Raw genomic sequence first — 23924 nt, 5'->3', positions numbered from 1 at the left:
TATGCAAAAAGAATTAACCGGAATGCTGGCCTTGTGCCTGGCTGTGGGCGCGGCAAATGCGCAGGACACGATCCGCTACACGGGCAAAACGCTCGTGAATGTCGACTACCATCACGGGCAACTGAGCCCGGCCATCGGCGTGCATTCGTACCAGACATTGCGCGCCAACCGTACCGACGCCAGCAAGGATTCGGCCATTACCTGGACCTACAACCACGCGCCGATGCTGGCGTATTGGAATGGCACATTTTACCTGAACTACCTCGCGAATCCCGTTGGAGAGCACATTCCGCCGGGGCAGACGTTGCTGCAAACATCGAAAGACGGGCAAACCTGGACCAAACCGGTCGCGATTTTTCCGCCTTACAAAATTCCCGACGGCACCAAAAAGGATGGTCATCCCGGTGTAGCGAAGGACCTGTACGCGGTCATGCACCAGCGAATGGGCTTTTATGTTTCCAAAAGCAACCGATTGCTCACGCTGGCTTATTTCGGCATGGTACTCGACGCGAAAGACGATCCGAATGACGGAAATGGCATCGGCAGAGTGGTGCGGGAGATCAGGAAAGACGGCAGGTACGGCCCGATCTATTTTATTCGACATAATGCTTCCTGGAAAGCGCCGTCCGATTATCCAATGTATACCGAAAGCAAAGACAAAGGTTTCGTAGAAGCCTGCGACGAACTGTTAGCCAATAAGTTAGTTACGCAGCAATGGGTAGAAGAGGCGGATCGCAATGACCCGTTGGTAAGTTTAAAAGGAGAATATAAAGCATTCAGTTACTACCATTTACCGGACGGGCGCGTGGTGGGCCTTTGGAAAAATGCCTTGACGAGCATAAGCAGAAACGAGGGCAAAACCTGGCTTTACAACCCCAAACGGGCGCCGGGGTTTGTGAACAGCAATGCCAAAATCTGGGGGCAAAAGACGTCGGACGGAAAGTATGCGACGGTTTATAACCCGTCGGAATTTCGCTGGCCATTGGCGATTTCGGTGAGTGATGACGGTTTGAACTACAAAAACCTCCTGCTTGTGAATGGCGAAATCACGTCCATGCGCTATGGCGGCAACTACAAATCGTACGGTCCGCAATACGTCCGGGGGATCACGGAGGGCGACGGTACACCGCCCGACGGAGGCCTTTGGGTAACTTACAGTATGAACAAAGAGGACATTTGGGTATCCAAAATCCCCGTGCCGGTGCGGGATAAAGCCGAAAAGCATGCCGCCGATCGTTTTGCGCAACTAACTGACGGGAAAGAGCTTGTCGAATGGAATATTTACAGTCCGCTGCAAGCGCCGGCTGCCATTGGCAAGACTAAAAATGGCAAAGCATTGATACTGAAAGATGCCGATCATTTTGACTATACAAGAGTCGAACGCGTGATTCCTGCTACCCCAAAGCTCATCGCAGAATTTTCGGTAACACCCGGCCAGAATAACACCGGCCTGCTCGACATCGAGTTTCTGGACGCCAGGGGAACGCCGGGCATTCGTTTGTCTTTCGATTCGACGGGCGTTTTCAGGCTGAAAGCGGGTTATCGCAACAAAACTTTGCTGGAATATCAAAAGGGGCAACGATATGACATTCAGGTCAAAGCCAACACCGAAACGCGGCTTTACAGCGTTGTAGTGAACGGCAAGCAGGTCGGTAATGGCGTGCTTTTCGCCCCCCTGGAATCGGTGAGCCGCATTGCATTCCGCACCGGCGACACGCGCCGCTTCCCCGATGCCGACACGCCTACCGACCAGATGTACGACCTGCCCAATGCCGGCAAAAAGGACCCGGAGGCTGTTTTTGAGATAGATTATCTGATTACCAAGTCATTCTAATGCAGGTTTTTGCTAAATACGCATGGCCGATTTTTGAACAATATGAAAACCACTAAAACGATTATAGCGCTCTCGCTGGGCCTTTCGCTCCATGCTTTTGCCCAGGAAAAAGCGCTCGTCAACACTTCCCAAAGCAAATTTGCCAAACTCCACGGCACGGACATGAACGCCGTGGAATGGACGCAGGGCTTCTGGGCCGACCGTTTCAAAGTATGCCGCGAAACGATGGTGCCGCAGCTCTGGAAAACCTACACCGACCCGGATGTGAGCCATTCGTTCCGGAATTTCGAGATCGCGGCCGGTTTGGAGCCGGGCAAGTTCAAGGGGCCGTCGTTTCATGATGGTGATTTTTACAAGACATTTGAGGCGGTGGCAAGCCTGTACGCCGCCACCAAAGACCCGAAACTGGACGAGCTGATGGACAAAACCATCGCTGTGATCGCCAAAGCGCAGCGCAAGGACGGGTACATTTATACCAAGGCCATTATCGAGCAAAAGCAAAACGGCGAAGGCAAAATGTTCGCGGACCGGCTTAGTTTCGAAGCCTACAACTTCGGTCACCTGATGACCGCCGCCTGCGTGCATTACCGCGCCACGGGCAAAACTTCCCTGCTCGACGTCGCCAAAAAGGCCGCCGATTTTCTCATTACTTTCTACGGTGCCGCCACGCCCGAGCAGAGCCGCAATGCCATTTGCCCGGCTCATTATATGGGCCTTTCGGAGCTTTACCGTACCACGCACGACGAAAAATACCTCACGCTCGTGAAGCACCTCATCGCCATCAAAGGCGCCACCGAGGGCACGGACGACAACCAAGATCGCATACCGTTCCTCAAACAAACCAAGGTTATGGGCCACGCCGTGCGCGCCAACTACCTGTACGCGGGCGTTGCGGACGTGTACGCCGAAACCGGCGACGAAGCACTCCTTGCGCAGCTGCATACCATGTGGGATGACGTGACGCAGCACAAAATGTACGTCACAGGCGGCTGCGGGGCATTATATGACGGCACCTCGCCCGACGGAACGTCGTACAAGCCGGACGAAGTGCAGAAAATCCACCAGGCTTATGGACGCGATTACCAGCTCCCTAACTTCACGGCCCACAACGAAACCTGCGCCAACATCGGCAACGTACTCTGGAACTGGCGCATGCTGCAAATCACCGGCGAGGCCAAATATGCTGATATTGTGGAGCTTGCATTGTACAACAGCGTACTTTCGGGAATTAGCCTCAAAGGTGATAAATTCTTGTATACCAATCCATTAGCCTATTCGGATGCATTGCCATTCAAGCAGCGCTGGGAAAAGGACCGGCAGGCCTACATTTCGAAATCCAACTGCTGCCCGCCCAACACCGTGCGCACCGTCGCGGAGGTGAGCCAGTATGCTTACAGCCTTTCCGATGCGGGGGTTTTCTTCAATTTGTATGGGGGGAATAAGTTTCAAACAGCGGTAAAAGGTGGTCAGCTGCAATTGACGCAAGTCACTGATTATCCGTGGAATGGCAAAATTTCCATCACACTCGACCAGGCGCCGAAAGACGCATTATCGCTATTCTTCCGCATTCCGGGCTGGTGCAGCAATGCTTCTATGGTGATTAATGGTAAAAAAGAAACCGCAAAACTGGCGTCCGGCTCTTACGCCGAACTTCGCCGGACCTGGAAATCAGGCGATAAGATTGAACTGATGCTCGAAATGCCCGTCAAACTGATCGAATCCAACCCATTGGTAGAAGAAACCCGCAATCAGGTAGCCGTGAAGCGCGGTCCGGTTGTGTACTGCGTAGAGTCCGTTGATTTACCGAAAGGCAAAACCATTTTCGACGTCGCCATTGGCGCGAGGAATAATTTCAAGCCTGCATTACTGACGATCGAAAACAGCCCGGTCATGAGCCTCCAAGGTGATGCGGTGCTGGTGGATAATTCGGATTGGAGCAAGAAATTGTACCGCGAAGTGTCCGTCGACGTGCCCAAAACCATCCCCGTACGGCTCGTGCCGTATTATGCCTGGGGGAACAGGGGGCATGGGGATATGTCGGTATGGCTGCCGCTGGTGCGGTGATGCTGCGCCCCTGCGGGGCGTCCTGTTTGTAGCATTGATGAAGATGCTAAACGTTAAGGCTCCGTAGGTGCCGCCTGTTCAAGCAAAGGCGGCACCTACGGAGCCTTGACGTTTGTGTTGACATTTGGTTTCTATAAACAGGTTGCCGCTCTGCGGGCTGGGCTTTGCTGCTGTACGCTTGCCGCTCTGCGGCTGGGCTTTGCTACTGTACGCTTGCCGCTCTGCGGGCTGGGTTTTGCTGCTGTACGCTTGCCGCTCTGCGTCTGGGCTTTGCTGTGGTACGCTTGCCGCTCTGCGGCTGGGCTTTGCTATGATAGTTTTGCCGCTTTCGCGATGCTATGCATTGTCCAGCAAAACGCCGGGATCGATGCCTAGTTTGTGGTAGACTGCTTTGAGGAACGGTATGTCCGGATCGCGTTGACCGCGCAGGATCTTGGAGAGCTTTGTCTTGCCTAGTCCTAGCAATTCCGCAAGACCGGCTATTGAAAGATTAAGTTCAAAACGTTTGCTCTCCACCAATTCCGGGATTGATTTGGGCATTGGGAAGGGGTAGTGAACGTCTTCATATGCTTGGATTGCCAAAGCGAGTTCCTCCACCCGGTCCGCTTCTTCGTCTGAAATAAGATCGTCGCCTTTTTTCATTAAAGTGTTTACCTCTTCAAGCGCGTCTTCGTACTCTTTTTCTGATTTTATGGCTTCCATATCACTATCTTAAAGTTTAGACAAATTTACTTTATCGTATTCTTTATGTGTACCAATGAAGCGGATATAAAGCGTCCGTTTCTTGAATAGAATTCGCGCGATAAGCCTGCATTTGTTGCCGCCGATGTTAAAAACAAAAAGCGCATTCCCGATAGAGTCAACAGAGTTGCAGGTTTGCTTAACATCCGAAAAACTGGCCCAATTTGCCTTTAAAGCCTGGTCATACCATCTATCCAATGGATGTGCGAACTCCCGATTATTTGAACAAAACATTCTGATCGCTTTGCGAGAAATTATGACCACGAATTTGACTATTGAAGTTACGCTTCAATTTTGAAAACAAGTGGTGTCCGGAGCGAATTTCATGTGCAAATGTAGGGTCTTAATGAGCAAACGGCCTCAGCGTCATAACTCCCTCACCCAAATATTCCTAAAACTCACCCTACTGCCATGCTCCTGCAACTGCAATGGCAGTTTAGCATCATGGAATTTGTACTTCGGATACCCCTGATACACCATCGGTCCCTTCAATTCTACATGGTTTAAAATCAATACATTATTATGGAAAACGGTCATGTAGGCGGGTTTTTCTACTGACTTGTCGGCGCGGAACACAGGTGCTTCGAAGATAACGTCGTAGGTCTGCCAGGTTTGGGGTTTCCGGGCGGCGTTGACTAGCGGGGCGTGTTGTTTGTACACGCTCCCGGCCTGGCCGTTGTAATAGATGCGCGTGTTGTAGTTCCAGGATTCGTAGATCTGCAATTCGTAGAGGCCCATGATGAGGACGCCGCTGTTGCCGCGGTTGAAGTCCTTGTCCTCGGATGGGTCGGGCGTGCGCCATTCGAGGTGGAGCTGGATGTTGCCGAACTTTTGTTTGGTGCGGATGTCGGTGGCTTTGGGCACGATGGTAAGTGCATCGCCTTCGGGTTTCCATTTCACAGGCGAGGCGTCAGGATGTTCCCATTTGGTGATGTCCGGGGTGCCGCTATACAGGACGATGGCGTCCGATGGTGCCTGGGCGTAGGTGTCGCCGGGCGTGACGAGCGGCGGTTTTACGGACCAGTCTTCGGTGACTTTTGGCGAGGGTAATTTTTCTTCTTTTTCCGATTGGGCCGAGGCGAATGTGCTGATGCACAATGTGAGGGCGGCGGCTGTCAGCGACTTTATGATGCTTCGATACATGTCAGCGGATATAGCAAAATCAAGCATAAATTTTTCGATTGTAGTTAAACAAAGAAATAATAGCACAATAACTCACTATTATTTTCAAATTTCTCTTTTTATTTTCTTTTATTTACGTAAATTTGCTTTTGATAAGTTTAGGTATTCTATTTGAGTTGTGAATGCGTTTATTTTTTGTCGGTATGTGACGAATTGTTTCTTTTCCGCCTATTTTTAGGTAAAAAACAAAAGTTAATACGATGCTGGCAAATCAGAGACGAGAAAAAATACTTGAACTATTAAAAGAAGACGGCTCGGCGAAGGTGATCGACCTGGCCAAGCTCTTTAAAGTGACCGAGGTGACCATCCGGCAGGACCTGGACAAACTCGAAAAAGATGGTTTGGTGATCAAGGAGCACGGCGGGGCGTTTTTAAAGAATGTGGAAGACCAGGTACGCAACTTTTCGCTCGCCAACCAGGAGAACCTCGATAAAAAGGAGTTGATCGCCGCCAAATGCCTGGAATTTATTTCCAATGGCGACACGATCATCCTCGATTCGGGATCGACCACGACGGAAATTGCGAAGAAGCTGCGCGGCAGCAACAAGCACCTGACGGTAATCACCAATGCGCTCAACATCGCATTGATCCTCGGCGCCGAAACGGGCATCGAAGTAATCATGACCGGGGGCGAGTTTAAGCCGCCTACCTTGTCGCTGACAGGCCAGAAGGCCGCCGACTTTTTCAAAGGTCTGAATGTGCAGAAGCTCTTTCTCGCCACGGCGGGTTTATCGCTGAAAGCGGGGCTTACTTATCCGAGTATCGCGGATTTGGTAGTGAAAAAGGCCATGATTGACGCCGCGGACACGACTTACCTCGTGGCTGATTCAACGAAAGTAGGCAAAAGCGCATTCGCAAGCCTCGGGGCGCTGTCGCTGATCGATTACATCATCACCGACGCCGGCATCGAGGAAAAGCATCAGCAGCTTTTTCATGATAATGAGATTGAGTTGATTATTGCGGAGTGAATTTTGAATGAGTGAATGAGTGAATGAGTGAATGAGCCGCCGTGGAATGGGGAATGATTGAATGATTGAATGATTGAATAAAGCATAGGGCTTATAGCTTATAGCTTACAGCCTATCGCCCATAAACAACGAACATGAAAAGTATCGGAGTCATTATTGGTAACAGGGATTTCTTTCCGGACCGGCTGGTGGCCGAGGCGCGGGTGGAGATCGTTGATTTGCTTAAAAAATTGAATATCAATGAGATTATGCTCGATACCGAGGCTACCAAGCTCGGGGGTGTCGAGACGTTCCAGGATGCGCAGAAATGCGCCGCATTGTTCCGGGCGCACCGGGATGAGATCATGGGCGTGCTCGTGGTGCTGCCCAATTTCGGGGATGAACGCGGCATTGCCGAGACATTGAAACTGGCCGATCTGAATGTGCCTGTTTTGGTGCAAGGTTATCCCGACGATCTGGACAAGCTGGATGTAGCCCGCCGCCGCGATTCGTGGTGCGGCAAGATTTCAGCCTGCAATAACCTGTATCAGTTTGGCATCAAATACACGCTCACGACGAAGCACGTCGTGCATCCGACCGATCCTTCATTCATTAAGGACCTGAACGATTTCGTGGCGGTTTGCCGCGTGACCAAAGGGCTTCGAAATGTCCGCATTGGCGCGATTGGCGCTCGTCCGGGCGGGTTCAATACCGTTCGTTATAGCGAGAAAATATTGCAGCGGAATGGCATTTCGGTCGTGACGGTGGATTTGTCGGAGATTTTGGGTAATGCTAATAAGCTGACTGCGCAGGATTCGAAAGTAAAAGAAAGATTAGATAAAATCACTTCCTACGCCTCCCGCGGGCGCACGCCGGACGAAGCATTGATCCAAATGGCGAAGCTGGATGTGGTTTTGGGAGACTTTATTGAAGCTAATGCATTGGATGCCACGGCAATACAATGCTGGACGTCGGTGCAGCAGAATTATGGCTGTAATGTGTGCACGAGCATGAGCATTATGAGCGAGAACATGATGCCGAGCGGCTGCGAGGTGGATGTGACGGGTACATTAAGTATGTATGCGCTGCAACTGGCTTCGGGCTCGCCGAGCGCGCTGGTGGATTGGAACAACAATTACGCCAACGACGATAACAAATGCGTGCTTTTCCACTGCGGTAACTGGGCGAAATCGTTTTTGCCGGATATCGAAATTGCGACGGCGCCGATCCTCGGCACGTCGGTGGGAGAGGAGAATACCTGGGGTGCACTGGCCGGTCGCACACCTGCGATGCCGCTCACATATGGGCGCATCAGCACGGACGACCCGCGCGGCGTGATGAAGGCGTACATTGGCGAAGGCCGGCTCACGGACGATACGCTGAAAACCTTCGGTAACCGTGCCGTGGCTGAGATCCCGAACCTGCAAAACCTGATGAATTACATCTGCCGCAACGGTTTCGAACACCATGTGGTGATGAATGCGTCGAAAACGGCGGGTATTTTGAAAGAAGCGTTGGGCAATTACATGGGCTGGGAAGTGCAGGTTTTTGACGAACCCGCACAGCAACCTTACGCCACACGTTTGCCCGACCGCGAACTGGTTTCGCAGAACTAACCCTGAACTATCGGAAAAATTACGGACACCGGTCGCGAGGCCGGACTAATGCTAAAAGTCATGTCGGAAAAGGAACTGGCGCAGAAATCGGTGGAGTACCGCAAGAAAATACTCAAATATATCTACCAAGCCAAAGCGGGCCACACCGGCGGCAGCCTGTCGTGTATCGATATTTTGAATGTGCTCTACAATTACACGATGCATGTGGACGCCGACCATTTCGACTCGCCCGACCGCGACCGGTACATCCAGAGCAAGGGCCATACGGTGGAAGCATTATATGTAGTGCTTGCGTCGCGCGGCTTTTTCCCGGAACCTGATCTGGAAACTTTGTGTCAGTACCAATCGCATTACATCGGCCACCCGACCCGCAAGGTGCACGGGGTGGAGCAGAACACCGGCGCATTGGGCCACGGGCTTTCGCTGAGCGTGGGCACGGCCATTGCCGGCAAGCTCGATAAGCGCGATTACCGCGTGTTTACCGTCCTCGGCGACGGCGAATTGCCCGAAGGCTCCAACTGGGAAGCCGCTTTGTCGGCCTCGCATTACAAGCTGGACAACCTGTGCGCGATTTTGGATAAAAACACCTTGCAAATCACCGGCTCTACCAGCGCGGTGCTGAATACCGATCCGGTAGACGATAAATTCGAGGCATTCGGCTGGGCTGTGCGGCATGTGGATGGGCACAATATCAAAGAGCTAATGGCTGCTTTCGATGCATTACCGTTTGAAAAAGACAAGCCAAGCCTCATCATCGCGCACACTGTGAAGGGTAAGGGCGTGAGTTACATGGAAAATCAATTGAAATGGCACCACGGCGTACCCGATAAGCAGCAATATGCCGATGCCATACAGGAATTGGACGAGCTGCTGGCCTGAGCCATTTCCGGAAACCTGACATTGAATTAAAATCGAAAAAATAGTGGATGCGACCATCGAGAACATTGCTGTGAGCCAGCGCGCCAACCTGGAAGTCTTTTCGGGCACATTGCAGCAACTCGCCAAAACCGACCGGGACATTATTGTGGTAACGAGCGACTCGCGCGGCTCGGGCAAGCTGGTGCCGTTCGGGCAGCAATTTCCTGAGCAGATCATCGAAGTAGGCATTGCCGAACAAAACCTCGTGGGGGTAGCGGCGGGCCTGGCTTCGGCAGGCAAGAAGGTTTTTGCCGTTTCGCCGGCCTGTTTCCTCACGGCCCGGGCTTTGGAGCAGATCAAAAACGATGTCGCTTATTCCGACAATCCGGTTAAGCTGATCGGCATCAGCGCGGGCGTGAGCTATGGCGCATTGGGCTCCACGCACCACAGCCTGCACGATTTCGCGGTTTTACGCACCATTAATAACCTGATGGTCGTGGCCCCGGCGGATAATTTCGAAACCGAGCAGGCCATTGTGGCGGCTGTGGAGACGGACATGCCGGTGTACATTCGTTTCGGCAAAAAAACGATGCCGCTGCTTTCGGAGGATGAAAAGACATTTGAATTCGGCAAGGGCCGCATTGTGCGGCAGGGGAACGACATCACCATCATCGGCACCGGCGAAACCGTGGCACCCGCGCTGCTGGCCGCCGAGCGCCTCGAACGCGAGCATGATTTGTCGGCTACGGTGGTGAGCATGCACACGATTAAGCCACTGGATTACGATCTTTTGCGAAAAATTGCGGCTACCGGTCAGCCTATTATTACCGTGGAAGAGCACAGCATTTTCGGCGGGCTCGGCGAGGCTTGTGCTTCGTTTTTAATACAAAACAACTTCTGTAACCGCTTCAAGATCATCGGTATCCCCGACGAATACACGGTTACCGGCTCCCAATCGGAGATTTTCAATCATTACGGCATTTCGGAGGAAGGCATCGCTGCCACGGCGCTTGCGTTGGGCAGGTAGGCTGCTGCTCGTGTAAGTGTCACCGAGCAGTTAATTAGTCGTTATACCATCAGGTCTTTTTCAAATAGGGTTATTTGGTCAAAATTTATGAAACTGATTAGACAAATGTACTGCGGTGCTGCATGGCTTCTGGCCGGCGTGGGCGTGCTCGGCGTGACTATACCGGGTGCAGCGCAGGTGCAGGAAGCGCAGAAGCACCGCGTGCTGGTACTTACAGACATTGAAAACGAACCGGACGACACCCAGTCGATGATCCGGTTTTTGACCTATTCCAACCAGTGGGATGTCGAAGGCCTTGTGGCTACGACTTCCATTCACCAGCAAAAGCGCGTCGCACCGGAGAAGATCAAGGAGCTGATCGAAGCCTACCGGAAAGTGCGGCCAAACCTGCTTTTGCACGAAAAAGGCTATCCCGAAGCAGATTACCTGATCGGTATCACCAAAAGCGCCTACCCGGACTTCGGCCTTAATGCAGTGGGCAAGGGCAAAGATTCGGAAGGATCGGAGTGGATTATTAAGGTGGTGGATAAAAAGGACGACCGGCCGGTATGGATTCCCGTCTGGGGAGGCGCTAACTGCCTCGCACAGGCTCTTTGGAAAGTGAAAATGACCCGCTCGCCCGAAGATGTGAAGAAATTCGTTTCCAAAATCAGGATGTACACCATTTCGGACCAGGACGATACAGGCCCGTGGATTCGTAAAAACTTCCCTGACGTTTTTTATGTGGGCAGTCCGGGTTACCATGCGGCGGGCGCTTACCATTACGCCACCTGGTCGGGCATCAGCGGAGACAAGTTTCATGGCCGCTTTTCGGGTGCCAATTTTGAAATCGTAGACAATCCCTGGCTCGACGAGCACGTCCGCAGCCACGGCCCGATGGGCAAGGAATATCCATTTACCAAATTCCTCATGGAAGGCGACACGCCGTCGTTTCTGGGATTGGTGAATAATGGCCTCAACGACCCCGAGCACCCGGAATACGGCGGCTGGGGCGGACGGTATGAACTTTACACGCCGCGCACACTTAAATACTTCTACGAACCCGAAACCCGCCCGATTTACACCGACGCCATGGACGAGGTAAAGGGCGTGGACGGCGCCTACCACACCAGCAACAAAGCCACATTGTGGCGCTGGCGCGAAGCATTCCAGCACGATTTCGCAGCGCGCATGGACTGGACGATCAAACCTTATAAAGAAGCCAATCACCCGCCGAAAGTGGTCGTGAAAGGCGGCACGCGCATCAATGCCAAAGTGGGTGAAACCGTGCAGCTTAGTGCCGATGGCTCATCCGATCCCGACGGTAATACATTGGCTTACGAATGGATCTACTACCCCGAGCCGGGCAGCTATAACATCAAAGAATCCATTGGAATAAAGGATATAAAAGCGGCACAAACGTCTTTTGTGGCTCCAAAGGTGGAGAAACCGGAGACGATCCACATCGTGCTCGCGGTGACCGACAATGGCGTGCCTTCGCTCACACGTTACCAGCGCGTGATTGTGACTGTGTATCCTTAGCCAGTCGCTCGTGAACGCAGCTTCCTAAACCTGTTACAGCATGAATACCAGCATTCGCATAGCGTTTTTTTGCATCCTTTTCGGGTTTGGATTTTTAGGTTGTAAAACAAAAGAATCCAAGGACGAGCCGAAGAAGATTGCGATCGTGATTTCGACATTGAACAACCCGTGGTTCGTTTTCCTTGCCCAAAAAGCCGAGGCGAAAGCGAAACAGCTGGGCTACGAATCCAAAATTTTTGATTCCCAAAATAATACTGCCCAGGAAACCGACCATTTCGACAATGCGATAGCCTCGGGTTACGATGCCATTCTGTTCAATCCGACGGACGCCGATGGCTCCATCGTGAATGTGAAAAATGCGGTTTCCGCGGGCGTGCCGGTGTTTTGCATGGACCGGGAGGTGAATGCCAATGGCGTGGCCACGTCTCAGATTCTGTCGGACAGCTATTCCGGCTGCGTGGCGATTGGCAAGTACTTCGTGGAGACGTTGAATAAGAAAGGAAAATACGTCGAAATCCTCGGGATGGTGGGCGATAACAATACCTGGAACCGCTCGAAGGGCTTTCACAGCGTGGTGGATTTTTACCCGGGGTTGAAAATGGTCGCCCAGCAAAGTGCTGATTTTGACCGTAATAAGGCCATGGAAGTGATGGAGTCGCTGCTGCAAGCGCACCCGGATATCGACGGCGTGTTCTGCGGCAACGATGCGATGGCCATGGGTGCTTACCAGGCCTTGGTAGCCGCCGGAAAGGCCGATCGCGTGAAGGTTTTCGGCTTCGATGGGGCGGAGGATGTGGTTAAGTCCATCAACGACGGCAAGATACTGGCAACCGGAATGCAGTTCCCGGAAGTAATGGCGCAAACCGCCGCCACATTTGCCGACGAGTATTTCAAAGGCAAACGCGATTTCCCTGGTAAAATGCCGGTGGCCGTGGAGCTGGTGCGCAAGGACAATGTCGAAAATTATGCCGCTTACGGCGAAAAAGAATAGCTATGCCCAAACCGATCCGATACTTGCTTTACCTGGCCGTAGTTGCATTGCTGGCTTATAATTCGGTGTATATCAAGAAGCTGGATGAGGTGAAGGCTGGCGCCGCGACCTTTAATGCGGCTGGTTATGCCCTGGATTTTTGGGATAAAAAACTGACGCCGGGCTTGTCGAAGGCTGTCGAACTGAGTGCATTGACTAGCCAGCTTAAAACTGAAAAAGACAAGGCATTTGAACAACATTCGCACGCGCTGGGCATTGGCAACATCCGCTATTTTCTCGTAAAAGGGGAAGGTGTGGTAGCGGATGTAAGTGAAAATGAAGTATCCGTAAAACTGGCTGGCGCCAGCGAAAATGCTGGAAATGTGCGCATTGCGACGGAATACATTTTCGGTAATGCCGTCCGCGATGCCTCGGGTGCGATCGACATTAATGCATTTACGAACTCGATGGATTTCAATAATGTGTCTGCCGAAATCAACAAGCTGATCCGCGAAAAAGTGGTGCCGCCATTTAAATCCAAAGTTAAAAAAGGCGACCGCATTGCCTTTCACGGGGCGATAGAGCTCAACCGCGCACATTTGCAGGTAAACGATATCGAAATTATCCCGATCCATCTCCAAATCGAAAAGCCATGACAGCTACATTGTTGGAAGTGAAGCAAATCACGAAGCGGTTTCCGGGCGTGATCGCGTTGGACAACGTTTCATTGTCGATCGAAGCGGGGAAGGTTACTGCATTGATCGGCGAAAACGGGGCGGGGAAATCGACTTTGATGAAAATCCTGTCGGGCGTTTATCCCGATTTTGAGGGCGAAATGCATTACAAAGGCGAGCCGGCAAAGTTCACCGGCCCGAAAGATGCCCAGCAGCAAGGCGTGGTGATCATCCACCAGGAACTCAATTTAATTCCCTACCTGACCATCACGGAAAACATTTTCCTCGGCCGCGAGCTGGTGACGCAATACGGCACGATGGACAAAAGCCGCATGCGTAAGCGCACGCAGGAACTGCTCGACCGGCTGAAACTGAAAGTAAACCCCGATTCGCAGGTTTTTAAACTCAAAGTAGGCCAGCAACAGATCGTCGAAATCGCCAAAGCACTGCTCACCGACGCCGAACTGATCATCATGGATGAGCCCACATCGGCCATTACCGGCAGTGAGGTAGAGGTGCTTTTCGACATCATTGCCGACCTGAAAGCGCAGAACAAGGCCATCGTATATGTGTCACACAAACTCGACGAGCTCTTCCGCATTGCCGACAACTACGTGGTGCTCCGCGACGGCAAAAGCGTCGAATCCGGCGAAATGGCCGGGATGACGCAGGACCTTTTGATCAGTAAGATGGTCGGCAGGAAAATTGAAGTCATGCGTAAAACCACCGACCGCGGTGCCTGCGACGCCTTACTGGAAGTGCAAAACCTGAGCCTGAAAAGCCGGGTAAAAACGGGTAATGTGCTGAGCAATATTTCTTTCCATATTGGTAAAGGTGAAATCGTAGGGCTTTTTGGCCTGATGGGCGCAGGACGCACTGAACTTTTGGAATCCATCTTCGGCTTGCATCCCGCACATTCAAGCGGCGAAGTGCGCATTGACGGCCAATCGATATGCTGCGATTCGCCCGCACGCGCCATCGCAGCCGGGCTCGCGCTCGTGCCCGAGGACCGGAAAAAGGATGGATTGGTGCTCGGTCTGGGCGTGAAAAACAACATCAGCCTCACCACTTTAGAGGAAATGGAAAGCCTCGGCACGCTCAATGATTCGAAGGAGCGTGCGCTTGCTGATCACTATATCAGCGAGTTACGGATTAAAACGCCTTCGAAAGAGCAAAAAGCCAAAAACCTCAGCGGAGGCAACCAGCAGAAGATCGTGCTCGCCAAATGGCTTGCCACCAAGCCGAAGGTGCTCCTGCTCGACGAACCGACGCGCGGGATCGACATCAACGCCAAAACGGAGATTTACAAACTCATCATCCGGCTTGCCCAGGAAGGTCTGGGCATATTGGTGGTTTCGTCGGAATTGCCCGAAATCCTGGCCATTTCGGATCGCATTCTGGTGATGTCCGAAGGCCGGCTCACCGGCGAATTCCTGGCGAGCGAAGCCTCGGAAGACGAAATACTGAAAGCGGCGATAGGAATTGGGACTTCGGCCATCGGCAGTCGGCCGTAAGATAATTGTGCTTCGGTAGTAGGCAGTTGGCTTTTTTGAATTGTTATAAATGTGCACACGTAATATTCCTATGTCACAAAACATGCATGAAATAACCAGTGACGAGCGTACCGGTGCTTCGCAAAAATCGCCGACAGCCGATAGCCGACCGCCGAGGTTAGAGCGTGGTCTACCTCTTGCCAAGTTTCAGTCGCTCATCGCGCTCTTTCTGCTTTGTCTGGCGTTGAGTATCATGTCGGATAAGTTCCTGACATTCTCTAACTTATGGAACGTTATGCGCCAGATTTCGGTCAATATCTGCATTTCGGTAGGTATGACTTTGATTGTGCTAACGGCGGGGATCGACTTATCTGTCGGCTCGGTGCTTGCCTTATGCGGCGCCATTACGGCGGGCTTGCTCAAAAACGGTATTGAACTGCCGGGCCAAAACCTGTTTATCGGCTTCACCGTGCTTGGGGCCATTCTTGCTGGCATCCTTTCCGGCTCGGCGCTGGGGGCATTCAATGGCTGGGCCATTACGAAGTTCAAAGTGCCGCCGTTTGTGGCGACGCTCGCCATGCTCACCGTGGCCAGGGGCCTGACCATGCTCTGGACGGGCGGTTTCCCGATCAGCGGGCTGGGGGACACGTTCTTGTTTATCGGCACGGGCTGGTTTCTGGGCATCCCGGTGCCGGTTTGGATCTCCATTGTGGTAGTAGCGCTGGCGGTTTTCCTCACGGACAAGACGCGCATTGGACGCTACATTTACGCCATCGGGGGCAACGAAAGCGCCTCGCGATTGTCGGGGATCAATGTCAATAGGGTCAAAATCGTCGTCTACACCATCGCCGGAGCGCTCGCCGCGGTGGGCGGCATTATGGTCACCTCGCGCCTCGATTCCGCCCAGCCCAACGCCGGCATCAGCTACGAGCTCGACTCCATTGCGGCGGTGGTCATCGGCGGCACCTCGCTCTCAGGCGGCCGCGGCAGCATCCTCGGCACCGTCCTCGGCGCGCTGATCATTGGGGTTTTGAATAATGGCTTGGTGCTATTGAATGTATCGCCGTTCTGGCAGCAGGTGGTGAAGGGGCTGGTGATTTTGCTGGCGGTGATTATTGATAAGTCTAATGGGAAGGGGGAGTAGGCTTCGTCGATGAAGCTTGATCACCCCCGGCTGAATTTTACCGTAACCTACGGATTTTCCGCGCGGGAGTGAATAAGCAGGTAGTGCCAGATTTATTTATTGACTACAATCTTAGATGTTATCTGGCTATTGTCGTCTTGTATCACTTTTATCAGGTACAGTCCCTCGACAGCAGTACCGACATGAACGGTATTATTCACAGATGGTTCGAGACTTTTTACCAGCTTTCCGGACATGTCCCAAAGTTGCGCTGATTTAATTTTGCGTCCAATGGTTGGCGAGAGGTGAACCACGCCCGAGGTAGGATTAGGCCAGGCTTGTGAAATTTCAGGGAATTCGACAGACTCAATTTTACTGTAAGCGAATGTATCGTCATTGTCCACCATCTTTAACCGGTAATAGTTTATTCCGGAAATTGGGTTAGGATCGGCAAATATGTAGTTTTTCAGGACTTTGCTTTCGCCTTCCGAGTTCACAGTGGCAATGGTTGACCAAAGTTTTGCATTCGAGCTTCGTTGGATTTCGAAATGCCGGCTGTTGGATTCTTCGGTGGTGGCCCAGTTCAAAATTGTTTGATTCAATTCTTTCGAAGCGGAGAAAGATTTCAGCACCACAGGAAGTGGCAGAACATATAATGGAATAAATAACGAGCTTCGTGTTGCATCATTAGACACACTTATGCCAGCCCCCGGGCTAAAAAACCTGTTAACCTGATCTGCTGCTTCTAAACCACCTATTTTAATGGACCACTCGTGATATGCCTCGATCACTCCTGCAATCATACCGATGGAAGTGTTACCGCCGATACCGGTCATTGCATCATAAACCTGAAATTCGACAAGATCCAGCGTGGCTCCGGGCGCTAGGGAGATCGGCAAACTCCCGGTCCAGGATTGTCTATTTTTTGGACCGAAATTCCAGTATGAATAATCCTTTATGACGTCTTTCGGATCTGGATAAGTAGGCAGAAATTTTCTCCTGAATAAGGTTTGGCCTCCTAAACTGAGTGTGTACTTTATCTCAGTGAGATTTCCCGTAACAGTGGATGTGCCATTGTTTTTAATCAGAAATATGAGCTTTCCTGGTGTGTCGCCGCTGCGAAGTGCGCCTTGGATGTTTTGTGCGTGGCTGACGAGGGCGGAAATGAGCAGAATACAGGATAAAAGTAGTTTTTTCTTCATGGTTGTTCGTTGTTAAATTTCAGACTAGATAAAACCTATTGATATGGAAATCATGTACATGGAATTTTCTGCAACCAAACTGGATCACGTTGTAACTAATTGCAACTTAATCTAATTTCATCAGCCTTTAAAGGGAAAAATTTTTCCGTTCGGCTCCAAAAGAAGATTAGGTCCTTTGAAATGTAATTACTTCCTAAGTAGACTCATTTCGGCTTCGGTTCGCTGCTTATTGATTTAACAGGGTTGCGCAAATTTTGTTAAGCGACTTAAATAACTGTATTCGCATTAAAATTAATTAGTCAAAAATGAACACTATCCGCTTAATCCTACTACTCGTATCCACACTCTCTTTTTCCTGCCAAAAGCAATCCTACCTCTTCACTTCCTTCCGTGAACCCGCTACCGATGGCCTGCACCTCGCATACAGCCATGACGGCTACCACTGGACGGACCTGGGCGGTGGGTATCTCCAACCCGAAGTGGGCGGGAAGCTAATACGGGACCCGTCGATTGCGCGTGGGAAAGATGGTACGTTTCATTTGGTTTGGACAACGAATTGGAAAGGTGATAAGGGCTTTGGGTATGCCAGTTCGAAGGACATGATGCATTGGTCGGAGCAGCGGTTTTTGCCGGTGATGGAACATGAGCCGGACGTTGTGAATGTGTGGGCGCCGGAACTGTTTTATGATGATGAAAATGATCGTTTTGTGATTATCTGGGCCTCAACTATCCCTTTTAAGTTTCCGAAAGGCGAGGAGGATGAGCGTAACAATCACCGGATGTATTATGTCACCACCAGGGATTTTCAGACTTTTTCCAAAGCCGCATTGTTCCTCGATCCCGGTTTCAGCGTGATAGACTGCGTGATCGCGAAGCGGAAAAAAGACGATTATGTGCTCGTTTTGAAAGACAATACCCGCCCGCAGCGGAACATCAAAGTCGCGTTTGCCGACAATGTGCTGGGGCCTTACCAGCAGGTCTCAGAACCATTCACCGGTTTTCTAACGGAAGGGCCCACTGTGATAAAGGTTAAAAATGATTGGCTGATCTATTTTGATCAGTACCGCGACAAGACCTACGGAGCAGTCAAAACGTCTGACTTCAAGACCTTTACTAATATTTCCGGGGAAGTCGGCGTGCCCAAAGACCATAAGCATGGTACAATTATCCCGATTGACGCTAAAACGCTGAAAGCGCTCAAATCTAAAACGGCACTATGACATATTGAAGATTAAATGTGATGGATTGAAGTAAGAAACCGGGCGCGATTGCTTTTGTTTTCATAACCCGGCTAAAATTCATCCGTTTTCATGAAGGCATTTGCGCGTTCGGAACCCCGTCCGGAACTCCACCAGGACCTGTTCTTAGAAGAAGAGCAGCGGCTGTGGCGGGCAATGCTTACGGGGGATGTAACCGCTTATGAACAACTCATCAACCGCACCTACGACCTCCTTTTTCACTACGGGACCAAGTTCAATTCCGACCGCGAGCTCATCAAGGATTGCATTCAGGACATTTTTCTGGGCATTTGGGAAAAACGCAATGTACTCAATCCCGACATCCCGCCGAAACCTTACCTGCTTGCCTCGCTCCGCCGCCGCCTGCATCGCCTCGCTTCGCGCCTGCGCATGGATTGCATGGACTATTACAATGAATCCGACATGGTTTTCGACCTGGAATTCAATGCCGAGTACCAGCTCATCGAGTCCGAAAACGACCGGCTGCTTGCCTCACGGATGACCGAAATGCTGAATGGACTTCCCAAACGGCAAAAAGAAGCCGTTTTTCTGCGTTTTTACAATGATATGGAACGCGAGGAGATCGCGATGGTGATGGACATTCAGCCGCAATCTGTTTCCAACCTGCTGCAAGAGGCTTTCAAGTTTATCAAGTCACATTGGAAAGCCATCGTATCGCTGTTCCTGGCAGTGACTTTCCACAGTTGAAACGCCTCATTTAAAAAATTTCAAAAAAAATCAGAAAAATACAGTATCCCGCTGCTGGGACGGTCTAATGGTGTTTGAAAAGCAATATTTTGACCATGGACCGTTACCGCGATTTCAGTTTGGGGGAGTTTGTTTGGGATAAACCGTTCCGCAACTGGGTGCTCAACCCCACGCGCGAGGATGAGGAAACCTGGCAAACCTGGCTCGCCGCACATCCCGAAAAACGTGAAATGGTGGAGCGTGCCCGGCAACTGGTGCTGTCGATCCGGCCTGCAAATGCTTCATTACCAAATCCTGAGAAGCGAAAGGCGGTGGAACGGATCGTGGAAAGGCTGGAAACGCGGCAACTCGGCCAGGCGGAGAAGCCAACGCCTTGGTATGCGGGCCGTATGGTGCGCATTGCCGCCATGCTGGTGCTGCTCGCCGGAACCGGCTGGCTGTTCTGGATGCGAAATCAGTCCCATGCGATTGATTACGAGCAACTGGTGGCCGCGGCCGGAATGGAAATGCGCGAAACGACCAACACCACTTCCCGGCCGCTGACGATCACCCTCGAAGACGGCAGCCGCATCATCCTCGATCCGGGTAGTAAAGTCGGTTACCCCATTCATTTCAAGGAGGTTAAGCGCGAAGTTTTCCTTTCCGGGAAAGCGTTTTTTGATATAGCCAAAGATCCTTCCAAACCGTTTTTCGTGTATGCCAATGAGTTGGTAACCAAAGTATTGGGTACCAGCTTCACCGTTCGCTCATTTGCCAATGAGCAGGAGGTTTCCGTTGCCGTGAAAACGGGGAAAGTGGCCGTATTTTCTCGAGAAGAGCCGGAAGCGATCGAGAAGCAGGCCTCCCGAGAACTCACGGGCGTTGTGATCGAGCCTAACCAACAGGTGGTTTTCGTGCGAAAATCCGTGAAAATCACGAAGGGCATCGTGCCGCTGCCCGAAGTAGTGATGGAAGGCAACGTGGCGCCGCATTTCGAATTTGACGAAACGGCCGTTTCCGATGTGTTCGCGGCATTGCAAAGCGCGTATGGCATCGACATTATTTACGATAAAAACCTGATGGACGAATGCCCGATCACGGCCACACTCACCGAAATGTCACTTTACGAACAGCTCGACCTGGTGTGCAAGGCCGTGGGAGCGAGCTACAAAAGCATCGACGGCCGCATTGTGGTGGAAGGCAAAGGTTGTAAGAATTTATAAACAAAAAGCCGGCCCATGCGCCAACATGGCCGGCTCGATATCCTCAAAGGTTAGCAGACCGTCACATCTCATGCAAATGGGATGAGGAGGAAAGATTTTGCCAAGTTTCAATTAACAAAACCGTTCAAATGTATGAAAATACCGGTACAGTTCCATCGTAAATGGTTAGTTCTTATGCGGATAAGCGTCGCGCAATTGGTAATGTCGGTTTGGCTGGTCGGGAATGCGTTCGCGGCTGACGTGCGTGCGCAGGAACTGCTCAACAAGCGTATCAGCCTGCAAGCGCAGGACCTGGAAGTAAAGAAAGTCCTGCATCAGATCGAGAAGCAGGCCGGCGTGCGGTTTATTTTCAGTTCCAAAATGATCCAGTCGGGCCGGAAAGTGACCATCCAGCAGTCAAACCAGGAGCTTTCGAAGATTCTGGAAGAGTTTCTCGTGCCGCTGGGGCTTACCTATGAGGTTTCGGGAAAAAACATCGTGATCCGCCCGTCGGAAACGCCGAAATGGACCTCGGGAGAACCGGAGGCTTCCATGAAAGCGGGTTTGCAGGTAGCAAACGAGATTACTATCAAAGGTCGTGTGACCGATTCAGAAAGTAAGGAGCCTTTGCCGGGCGTGAATATTCTTGTAAAGGGTACACAAACGGGCACGTCCACGGACGCCGGTGGTAACTACTCGCTAGCTGTTGAAAATGCCAATACCGTGCTGATTTACAGCTTCGTAGGTTATGAGCCGCAGGAAGTGCAGGTGGGCGCCAGAACGGAGATTAATATTTCACTCAAAACGGACCAGAAATCGCTCGAAGAAGTGCTCGTGGTAGGTTACGGAACTGTCAAGAAAAGCGACGTGACCGGCTCGGTGGCCTCCGTTAAATCGCAGGAACTAACCGCCTATCCGGCGTTAGGCACCGTGCAGGCATTGCAGGGCCGCGCCGCCGGCGTGCAGATCCAGGCCAACAATGGCGAGCCCGGTTCGTCATTCAAGGTTCGTATCCGCGGGGGAACATCCATCAATGCAAGCAGCGACCCGATATACGTGGTCGATGGCTTCGTGGGCGGTACATTGCCGCCGCCGGAGGATATCGAGTCCATTGAAATTCTTAAAGATGCTTCGGCCACAGCCATTTACGGTTCACGCGGCGCCAACGGCGTGATCATGGTAACCACGAAAAAAGGGACATCGGGCAAGCCAAGAATCGATTTTAATACCTCGTTTTCCAGTCAGAAGGAGATCAACCGGCTCGATCTGCTGAATGCCTCGCAGTTCCTCGATTATGTTCAGGAAATCAGACCGAACATCGTGTCGCAAGGCGCGGATACCGACTGGCAGGAAGAAGTTTTCCGCCGCGGGGGCATTCAAAACCACCAGCTGTCGGTAGCAGGCGGCAGCGAGGCGGTGAAATACTACGTTTCTGGCGCCTATTACGACCAAAAGGGCGTGATCCTGAACTCGGGATACAAGCGTTATTCGATTACGAGCAATATCGATATCAATGCTACGAAGCGCCTCAAACTGGGCCTTAACCTTTTCGCACAGCGCGTGTCGCGCGAGCAGTCACGTACGCAGGAAGGCTCCGGCGGGCTCACGCCCGGAGTGATGTCGGCCGCATTGAAATTCGAGCCCGACCAGCCGATCCGCGACGCTAACGGCCGCTTTACGGTGGCTCGCCTGAGTGACCCGATCGATAACCCGTACGCCATCGCCACCCAGCTTCAGAACGAAACACTGGCCGACCGTATCCAGGGTAACCTTTATGCCGAATACAGCATTCTGAAAGACCTGAAATTCAGGATTACGCTCGGTGCCACCACCAACAGCAGCCGCAGGGGCGCATTCACGCCCACCACGCTGAACGACGGCCGTAATGTGGGCGGAGCGGCCACCGTGGATGGCAATAAGAGCACATTGCTGTTGAATGAAAATTACCTGACCTACAATAAAAAGATAGGTGCATTACACGATTTCTCGGCGATGGCGGGCTATTCGTACCAGAAATCGTCCAGCGAAAACTGGGGCGGCTCGGGGCAATCGTTCATTACCGATGCGGTTTCGTTCTGGAACCTGGGCGGGTCGTCCGTTTGGCAAAGTCCTACTTCGGGTCTGACCGAATGGGTTTTGGCTTCCTATTATGCACGTCTGACGTATTCCCTGGCCGACAAATACCTTTTCACGGCCAACATCCGCCAGGACGGTTCATCGAATTTCAGCAAAAACCACAAATGGGCCACGTTCCCTTCCGGCGCATTTGCCTGGAAAATGTCGAGCGAGCCGTTCATGCAAAACCTGTCGGCGATCAGCCAGTGGAAATGGCGCGTCAGCTATGGTTTAACGGGTAACCAAGCCATTGAGCCTTACCAAACCATGGCCCGCTTCTCGAACGTGTATGCGATCATAAACGGAACGCCCGTGAACGCCGTGCGCCCGACCACCGTCGCCAACGACGACCTTACCTGGGAAACAACCCACCAGTTCGATGTGGGTGCGGATGTGAGCCTTTTCAATAACCGCATCAACCTCGTGGCCGACTACTACCGCCGCGTAACCAAAGACCTGCTGTTCAGCGTGCAATTGCCTCAGTATTCGGGTTATACCAACCAATTACAGAATATCGGGGAAGTGGAAAACAAAGGTTTTGAATTTACATTGAACACCCGAAACCTGGTAGGCGCATTCAAATGGAATACTGACATCAATTTCTCACTGAACCGCAACAAAATCCTGAAACTGCCCGCAGGTACGGACATCCTGTACGGCTCCGCGCCGGGGCACATGGTGGGTATGGGACAAACCCAGGTGCTGCGCGAAGGACATTCTGTGGGAAGCTTTTATGGCTGGATTTATGACGGCGTGTACCAGCAGGGCGATAGTTTCGTCCCCGGCGGCGGTTTTGAAGTAGTGGCCGGAGGCGAAAAATTCAGGGATATCAATGGGAAGAAAGATGCCAACGGACAGCTCACCGGCGAACCCGACGGCATGCTCAACAGCGACGACCGCACGATCATCGGCAATCCGCACCCGAAATTTACCTGGGGCATGAACAACGATTTCAGCTGGAAAGGCTTTGACCTGAACATATTCTTCCAGGCTTCGAAAGGGAACGACGTGCTGAGCTACACGCTCATGGAACTGAACCTGCTTTCGGGGATCAACAATGCTACCACCGAGGCGCTGAACCGCTGGACGCCCACCAATACCAACACCAACGTGCCCAAAGCCGCCACAGGCCGCACGCGCCGCGTTTCCACGCGCTGGGTGATGGATGGAAGCTTTATCCGGATGAAAAACCTTGCCGTGGGTTACAATCTTCCGAAACCGGTACTGGAAAAACTCAGGATCAGCAAGCTGCGCATTTACGCCAGTGCCCAGAACATCCTGACTTTCACCGACTACAAAGGCTACGACCCGGAGGTGAACTACACATCGGAGAACAACACCGACAGCAACCGTAACCTCGGTCTCGATTACGGAAGCTACCCCAACGCAAAGTCGTACACCATCGGATTGAACCTCGGTTTTTAAGCATT

The 23924-nt window shown here is 51.9% G+C and carries 19 protein-coding genes; 15 read left to right on the top strand and 4 right to left on the bottom strand.

The window, feature by feature from the left end; all coding sequences use genetic code 11:
- The first annotated feature begins 1 nt into the window (after position 1).
- Both DFER_RS10510 and DFER_RS10505 read left to right on the top strand, forming a co-directional pair.
- The gene (locus tag DFER_RS10510) at positions 2 to 1834 is read left to right on the top strand and encodes a sialidase/neuraminidase family protein (RefSeq protein WP_015811609.1); all 1833 of its coding nucleotides are present in this window, start codon (positions 2 to 4) and stop codon (positions 1832 to 1834) included.
- 42 nt (positions 1835 to 1876) lie between these two features.
- Complete coding sequence (locus DFER_RS10505; RefSeq protein WP_015811608.1) at positions 1877 to 3898, top strand: aceric acid hydrolase; 2022 nt, start codon at positions 1877 to 1879, stop codon at positions 3896 to 3898.
- A gap of 336 nt (positions 3899 to 4234) precedes the next feature.
- Here DFER_RS10505 and DFER_RS10500 read toward each other — a convergent pair whose 3' ends face one another.
- From DFER_RS10500 to DFER_RS10490, 3 genes are all read right to left on the bottom strand, one after another.
- Entirely contained in the window at positions 4235 to 4600 is a 366-nt protein-coding gene (locus DFER_RS10500; RefSeq protein ID WP_015811607.1) for a helix-turn-helix domain-containing protein, read from the bottom strand.
- Between the two features lie 9 nt (positions 4601 to 4609).
- Positions 4610 to 4873 (bottom strand): type II toxin-antitoxin system HigB family toxin, encoded by a 264-nt coding sequence (locus DFER_RS10495; protein ID WP_015811606.1) that lies wholly within the window; start codon positions 4871 to 4873, stop codon positions 4610 to 4612.
- 132 nt (positions 4874 to 5005) lie between these two features.
- Positions 5006 to 5782: a 3-keto-disaccharide hydrolase gene (locus DFER_RS10490; protein ID WP_015811605.1), complete on the bottom strand. Its 777-nt coding sequence runs from the start codon at positions 5780 to 5782 to the stop codon at positions 5006 to 5008.
- A 239-nt stretch (positions 5783 to 6021) separates the two neighbouring features.
- Between DFER_RS10490 and DFER_RS10485 the strand changes: the two genes are divergently transcribed.
- The 9 genes from DFER_RS10485 (at position 6022) to DFER_RS10445 (ending at position 16071) form a co-directional block, all read left to right on the top strand.
- Positions 6022 to 6789, top strand: coding sequence for a DeoR/GlpR family DNA-binding transcription regulator (locus DFER_RS10485; RefSeq protein WP_015811604.1), 768 nt, complete (start codon positions 6022 to 6024; stop codon positions 6787 to 6789).
- Positions 6790 to 6923: 134 nt separating this feature from the next.
- On the top strand, positions 6924 to 8384 hold the full coding sequence (locus DFER_RS10480) for an L-fucose/L-arabinose isomerase family protein (RefSeq protein WP_015811603.1): 1461 nt from the start codon (positions 6924 to 6926) through the stop codon (positions 8382 to 8384).
- Between the two features lie 60 nt (positions 8385 to 8444).
- Positions 8445 to 9263: a transketolase gene (locus DFER_RS10475; RefSeq protein ID WP_041736313.1), complete on the top strand. Its 819-nt coding sequence runs from the start codon at positions 8445 to 8447 to the stop codon at positions 9261 to 9263.
- 43 nt (positions 9264 to 9306) lie between these two features.
- On the top strand, positions 9307 to 10269 hold the full coding sequence (locus tag DFER_RS10470) for a transketolase family protein (protein ID WP_015811601.1): 963 nt from the start codon (positions 9307 to 9309) through the stop codon (positions 10267 to 10269).
- Between the two features lie 87 nt (positions 10270 to 10356).
- Positions 10357 to 11790: a DUF1593 domain-containing protein gene (locus tag DFER_RS10465; protein WP_015811600.1), complete on the top strand. Its 1434-nt coding sequence runs from the start codon at positions 10357 to 10359 to the stop codon at positions 11788 to 11790.
- Positions 11791 to 11830: 40 nt separating this feature from the next.
- On the top strand, positions 11831 to 12781 hold the full coding sequence (locus DFER_RS10460) for a D-ribose ABC transporter substrate-binding protein (RefSeq protein WP_015811599.1): 951 nt from the start codon (positions 11831 to 11833) through the stop codon (positions 12779 to 12781).
- Between the two features lie 2 nt (positions 12782 to 12783).
- Positions 12784 to 13416, top strand: a complete 633-nt coding sequence (locus DFER_RS10455; RefSeq protein ID WP_015811598.1) for a DUF2291 domain-containing protein — start codon at positions 12784 to 12786, stop codon at positions 13414 to 13416.
- Positions 13413 to 14948: a sugar ABC transporter ATP-binding protein gene (locus DFER_RS10450; RefSeq protein WP_015811597.1), complete on the top strand. Its 1536-nt coding sequence runs from the start codon at positions 13413 to 13415 to the stop codon at positions 14946 to 14948. The genes DFER_RS10455 and DFER_RS10450 overlap by 4 nt, the downstream gene beginning before the upstream one ends.
- Before the next feature lie 232 nt (positions 14949 to 15180).
- The gene (locus DFER_RS10445; RefSeq protein ID WP_374754563.1) at positions 15181 to 16071 is read left to right on the top strand and encodes an ABC transporter permease; all 891 of its coding nucleotides are present in this window, start codon (positions 15181 to 15183) and stop codon (positions 16069 to 16071) included.
- Between the two features lie 92 nt (positions 16072 to 16163).
- Here the strand turns inward: DFER_RS10445 and DFER_RS10440 are convergent, their stop codons facing one another.
- Positions 16164 to 17252 (bottom strand): T9SS type A sorting domain-containing protein, encoded by a 1089-nt coding sequence (locus DFER_RS10440; RefSeq protein WP_015811595.1) that lies wholly within the window; start codon positions 17250 to 17252, stop codon positions 16164 to 16166.
- 305 nt (positions 17253 to 17557) lie between these two features.
- Here DFER_RS10440 and DFER_RS10435 point away from each other — a divergent pair, with 305 nt between their 5' ends.
- The 4 genes from DFER_RS10435 (at position 17558) to DFER_RS10420 (ending at position 23919) form a co-directional block, all read left to right on the top strand.
- Positions 17558 to 18472, top strand: coding sequence for a glycoside hydrolase family 43 protein (locus tag DFER_RS10435; RefSeq protein WP_015811594.1), 915 nt, complete (start codon positions 17558 to 17560; stop codon positions 18470 to 18472).
- Between the two features lie 90 nt (positions 18473 to 18562).
- Positions 18563 to 19198: an RNA polymerase sigma factor gene (locus DFER_RS10430; RefSeq protein WP_015811593.1), complete on the top strand. Its 636-nt coding sequence runs from the start codon at positions 18563 to 18565 to the stop codon at positions 19196 to 19198.
- A gap of 95 nt (positions 19199 to 19293) precedes the next feature.
- A complete protein-coding gene (locus tag DFER_RS10425; protein WP_015811592.1) occupies positions 19294 to 20400 on the top strand; it encodes a FecR family protein in 1107 nt (368 codons plus the stop codon).
- 174 nt (positions 20401 to 20574) lie between these two features.
- Positions 20575 to 23919, top strand: coding sequence for a TonB-dependent receptor (locus DFER_RS10420; protein WP_015811591.1), 3345 nt, complete (start codon positions 20575 to 20577; stop codon positions 23917 to 23919).
- Positions 23920 to 23924: the final 5 nt, after the last annotated feature.

This window comes from Dyadobacter fermentans DSM 18053 (genome assembly GCF_000023125.1).
In the GTDB taxonomy this organism is placed as follows: domain Bacteria; phylum Bacteroidota; class Bacteroidia; order Cytophagales; family Spirosomataceae; genus Dyadobacter; species Dyadobacter fermentans.
This window is presented reverse-complemented; position numbering and strand designations above follow the sequence as displayed.

Coding starts and splice junctions, on each gene's coding strand:
- DFER_RS10505 (WP_015811608.1), top strand. CDS start 1,877: ATGAAAACCACTAAAACGATTATAGCGCTCTCGCTGGGCCTTTCGCTC.
- DFER_RS10460 (WP_015811599.1), top strand. CDS start 11,831: ATGAATACCAGCATTCGCATAGCGTTTTTTTGCATCCTTTTCGGGTTT.
- DFER_RS10510 (WP_015811609.1), top strand. CDS start 2: ATGCAAAAAGAATTAACCGGAATGCTGGCCTTGTGCCTGGCTGTGGGC.
- DFER_RS10430 (WP_015811593.1), top strand. CDS start 18,563: ATGAAGGCATTTGCGCGTTCGGAACCCCGTCCGGAACTCCACCAGGAC.
- DFER_RS10445 (WP_374754563.1), top strand. CDS start 15,181: ATGTCGGATAAGTTCCTGACATTCTCTAACTTATGGAACGTTATGCGC.
- DFER_RS10480 (WP_015811603.1), top strand. CDS start 6,924: ATGAAAAGTATCGGAGTCATTATTGGTAACAGGGATTTCTTTCCGGAC.
- DFER_RS10450 (WP_015811597.1), top strand. CDS start 13,413: ATGACAGCTACATTGTTGGAAGTGAAGCAAATCACGAAGCGGTTTCCG.
- DFER_RS10435 (WP_015811594.1), top strand. CDS start 17,558: ATGAACACTATCCGCTTAATCCTACTACTCGTATCCACACTCTCTTTT.
- DFER_RS10420 (WP_015811591.1), top strand. CDS start 20,575: ATGCGGATAAGCGTCGCGCAATTGGTAATGTCGGTTTGGCTGGTCGGG.
- DFER_RS10465 (WP_015811600.1), top strand. CDS start 10,357: ATGAAACTGATTAGACAAATGTACTGCGGTGCTGCATGGCTTCTGGCC.
- DFER_RS10425 (WP_015811592.1), top strand. CDS start 19,294: ATGGACCGTTACCGCGATTTCAGTTTGGGGGAGTTTGTTTGGGATAAA.
- DFER_RS10440 (WP_015811595.1), bottom strand. CDS start 17,252: ATGAAGAAAAAACTACTTTTATCCTGTATTCTGCTCATTTCCGCCCTC.
- DFER_RS10490 (WP_015811605.1), bottom strand. CDS start 5,782: ATGTATCGAAGCATCATAAAGTCGCTGACAGCCGCCGCCCTCACATTG.
- DFER_RS10500 (WP_015811607.1), bottom strand. CDS start 4,600: ATGGAAGCCATAAAATCAGAAAAAGAGTACGAAGACGCGCTTGAAGAG.
- DFER_RS10455 (WP_015811598.1), top strand. CDS start 12,784: ATGCCCAAACCGATCCGATACTTGCTTTACCTGGCCGTAGTTGCATTG.
- DFER_RS10485 (WP_015811604.1), top strand. CDS start 6,022: ATGCTGGCAAATCAGAGACGAGAAAAAATACTTGAACTATTAAAAGAA.
- DFER_RS10495 (WP_015811606.1), bottom strand. CDS start 4,873: ATGTTTTGTTCAAATAATCGGGAGTTCGCACATCCATTGGATAGATGG.
- DFER_RS10475 (WP_041736313.1), top strand. CDS start 8,445: ATGTCGGAAAAGGAACTGGCGCAGAAATCGGTGGAGTACCGCAAGAAA.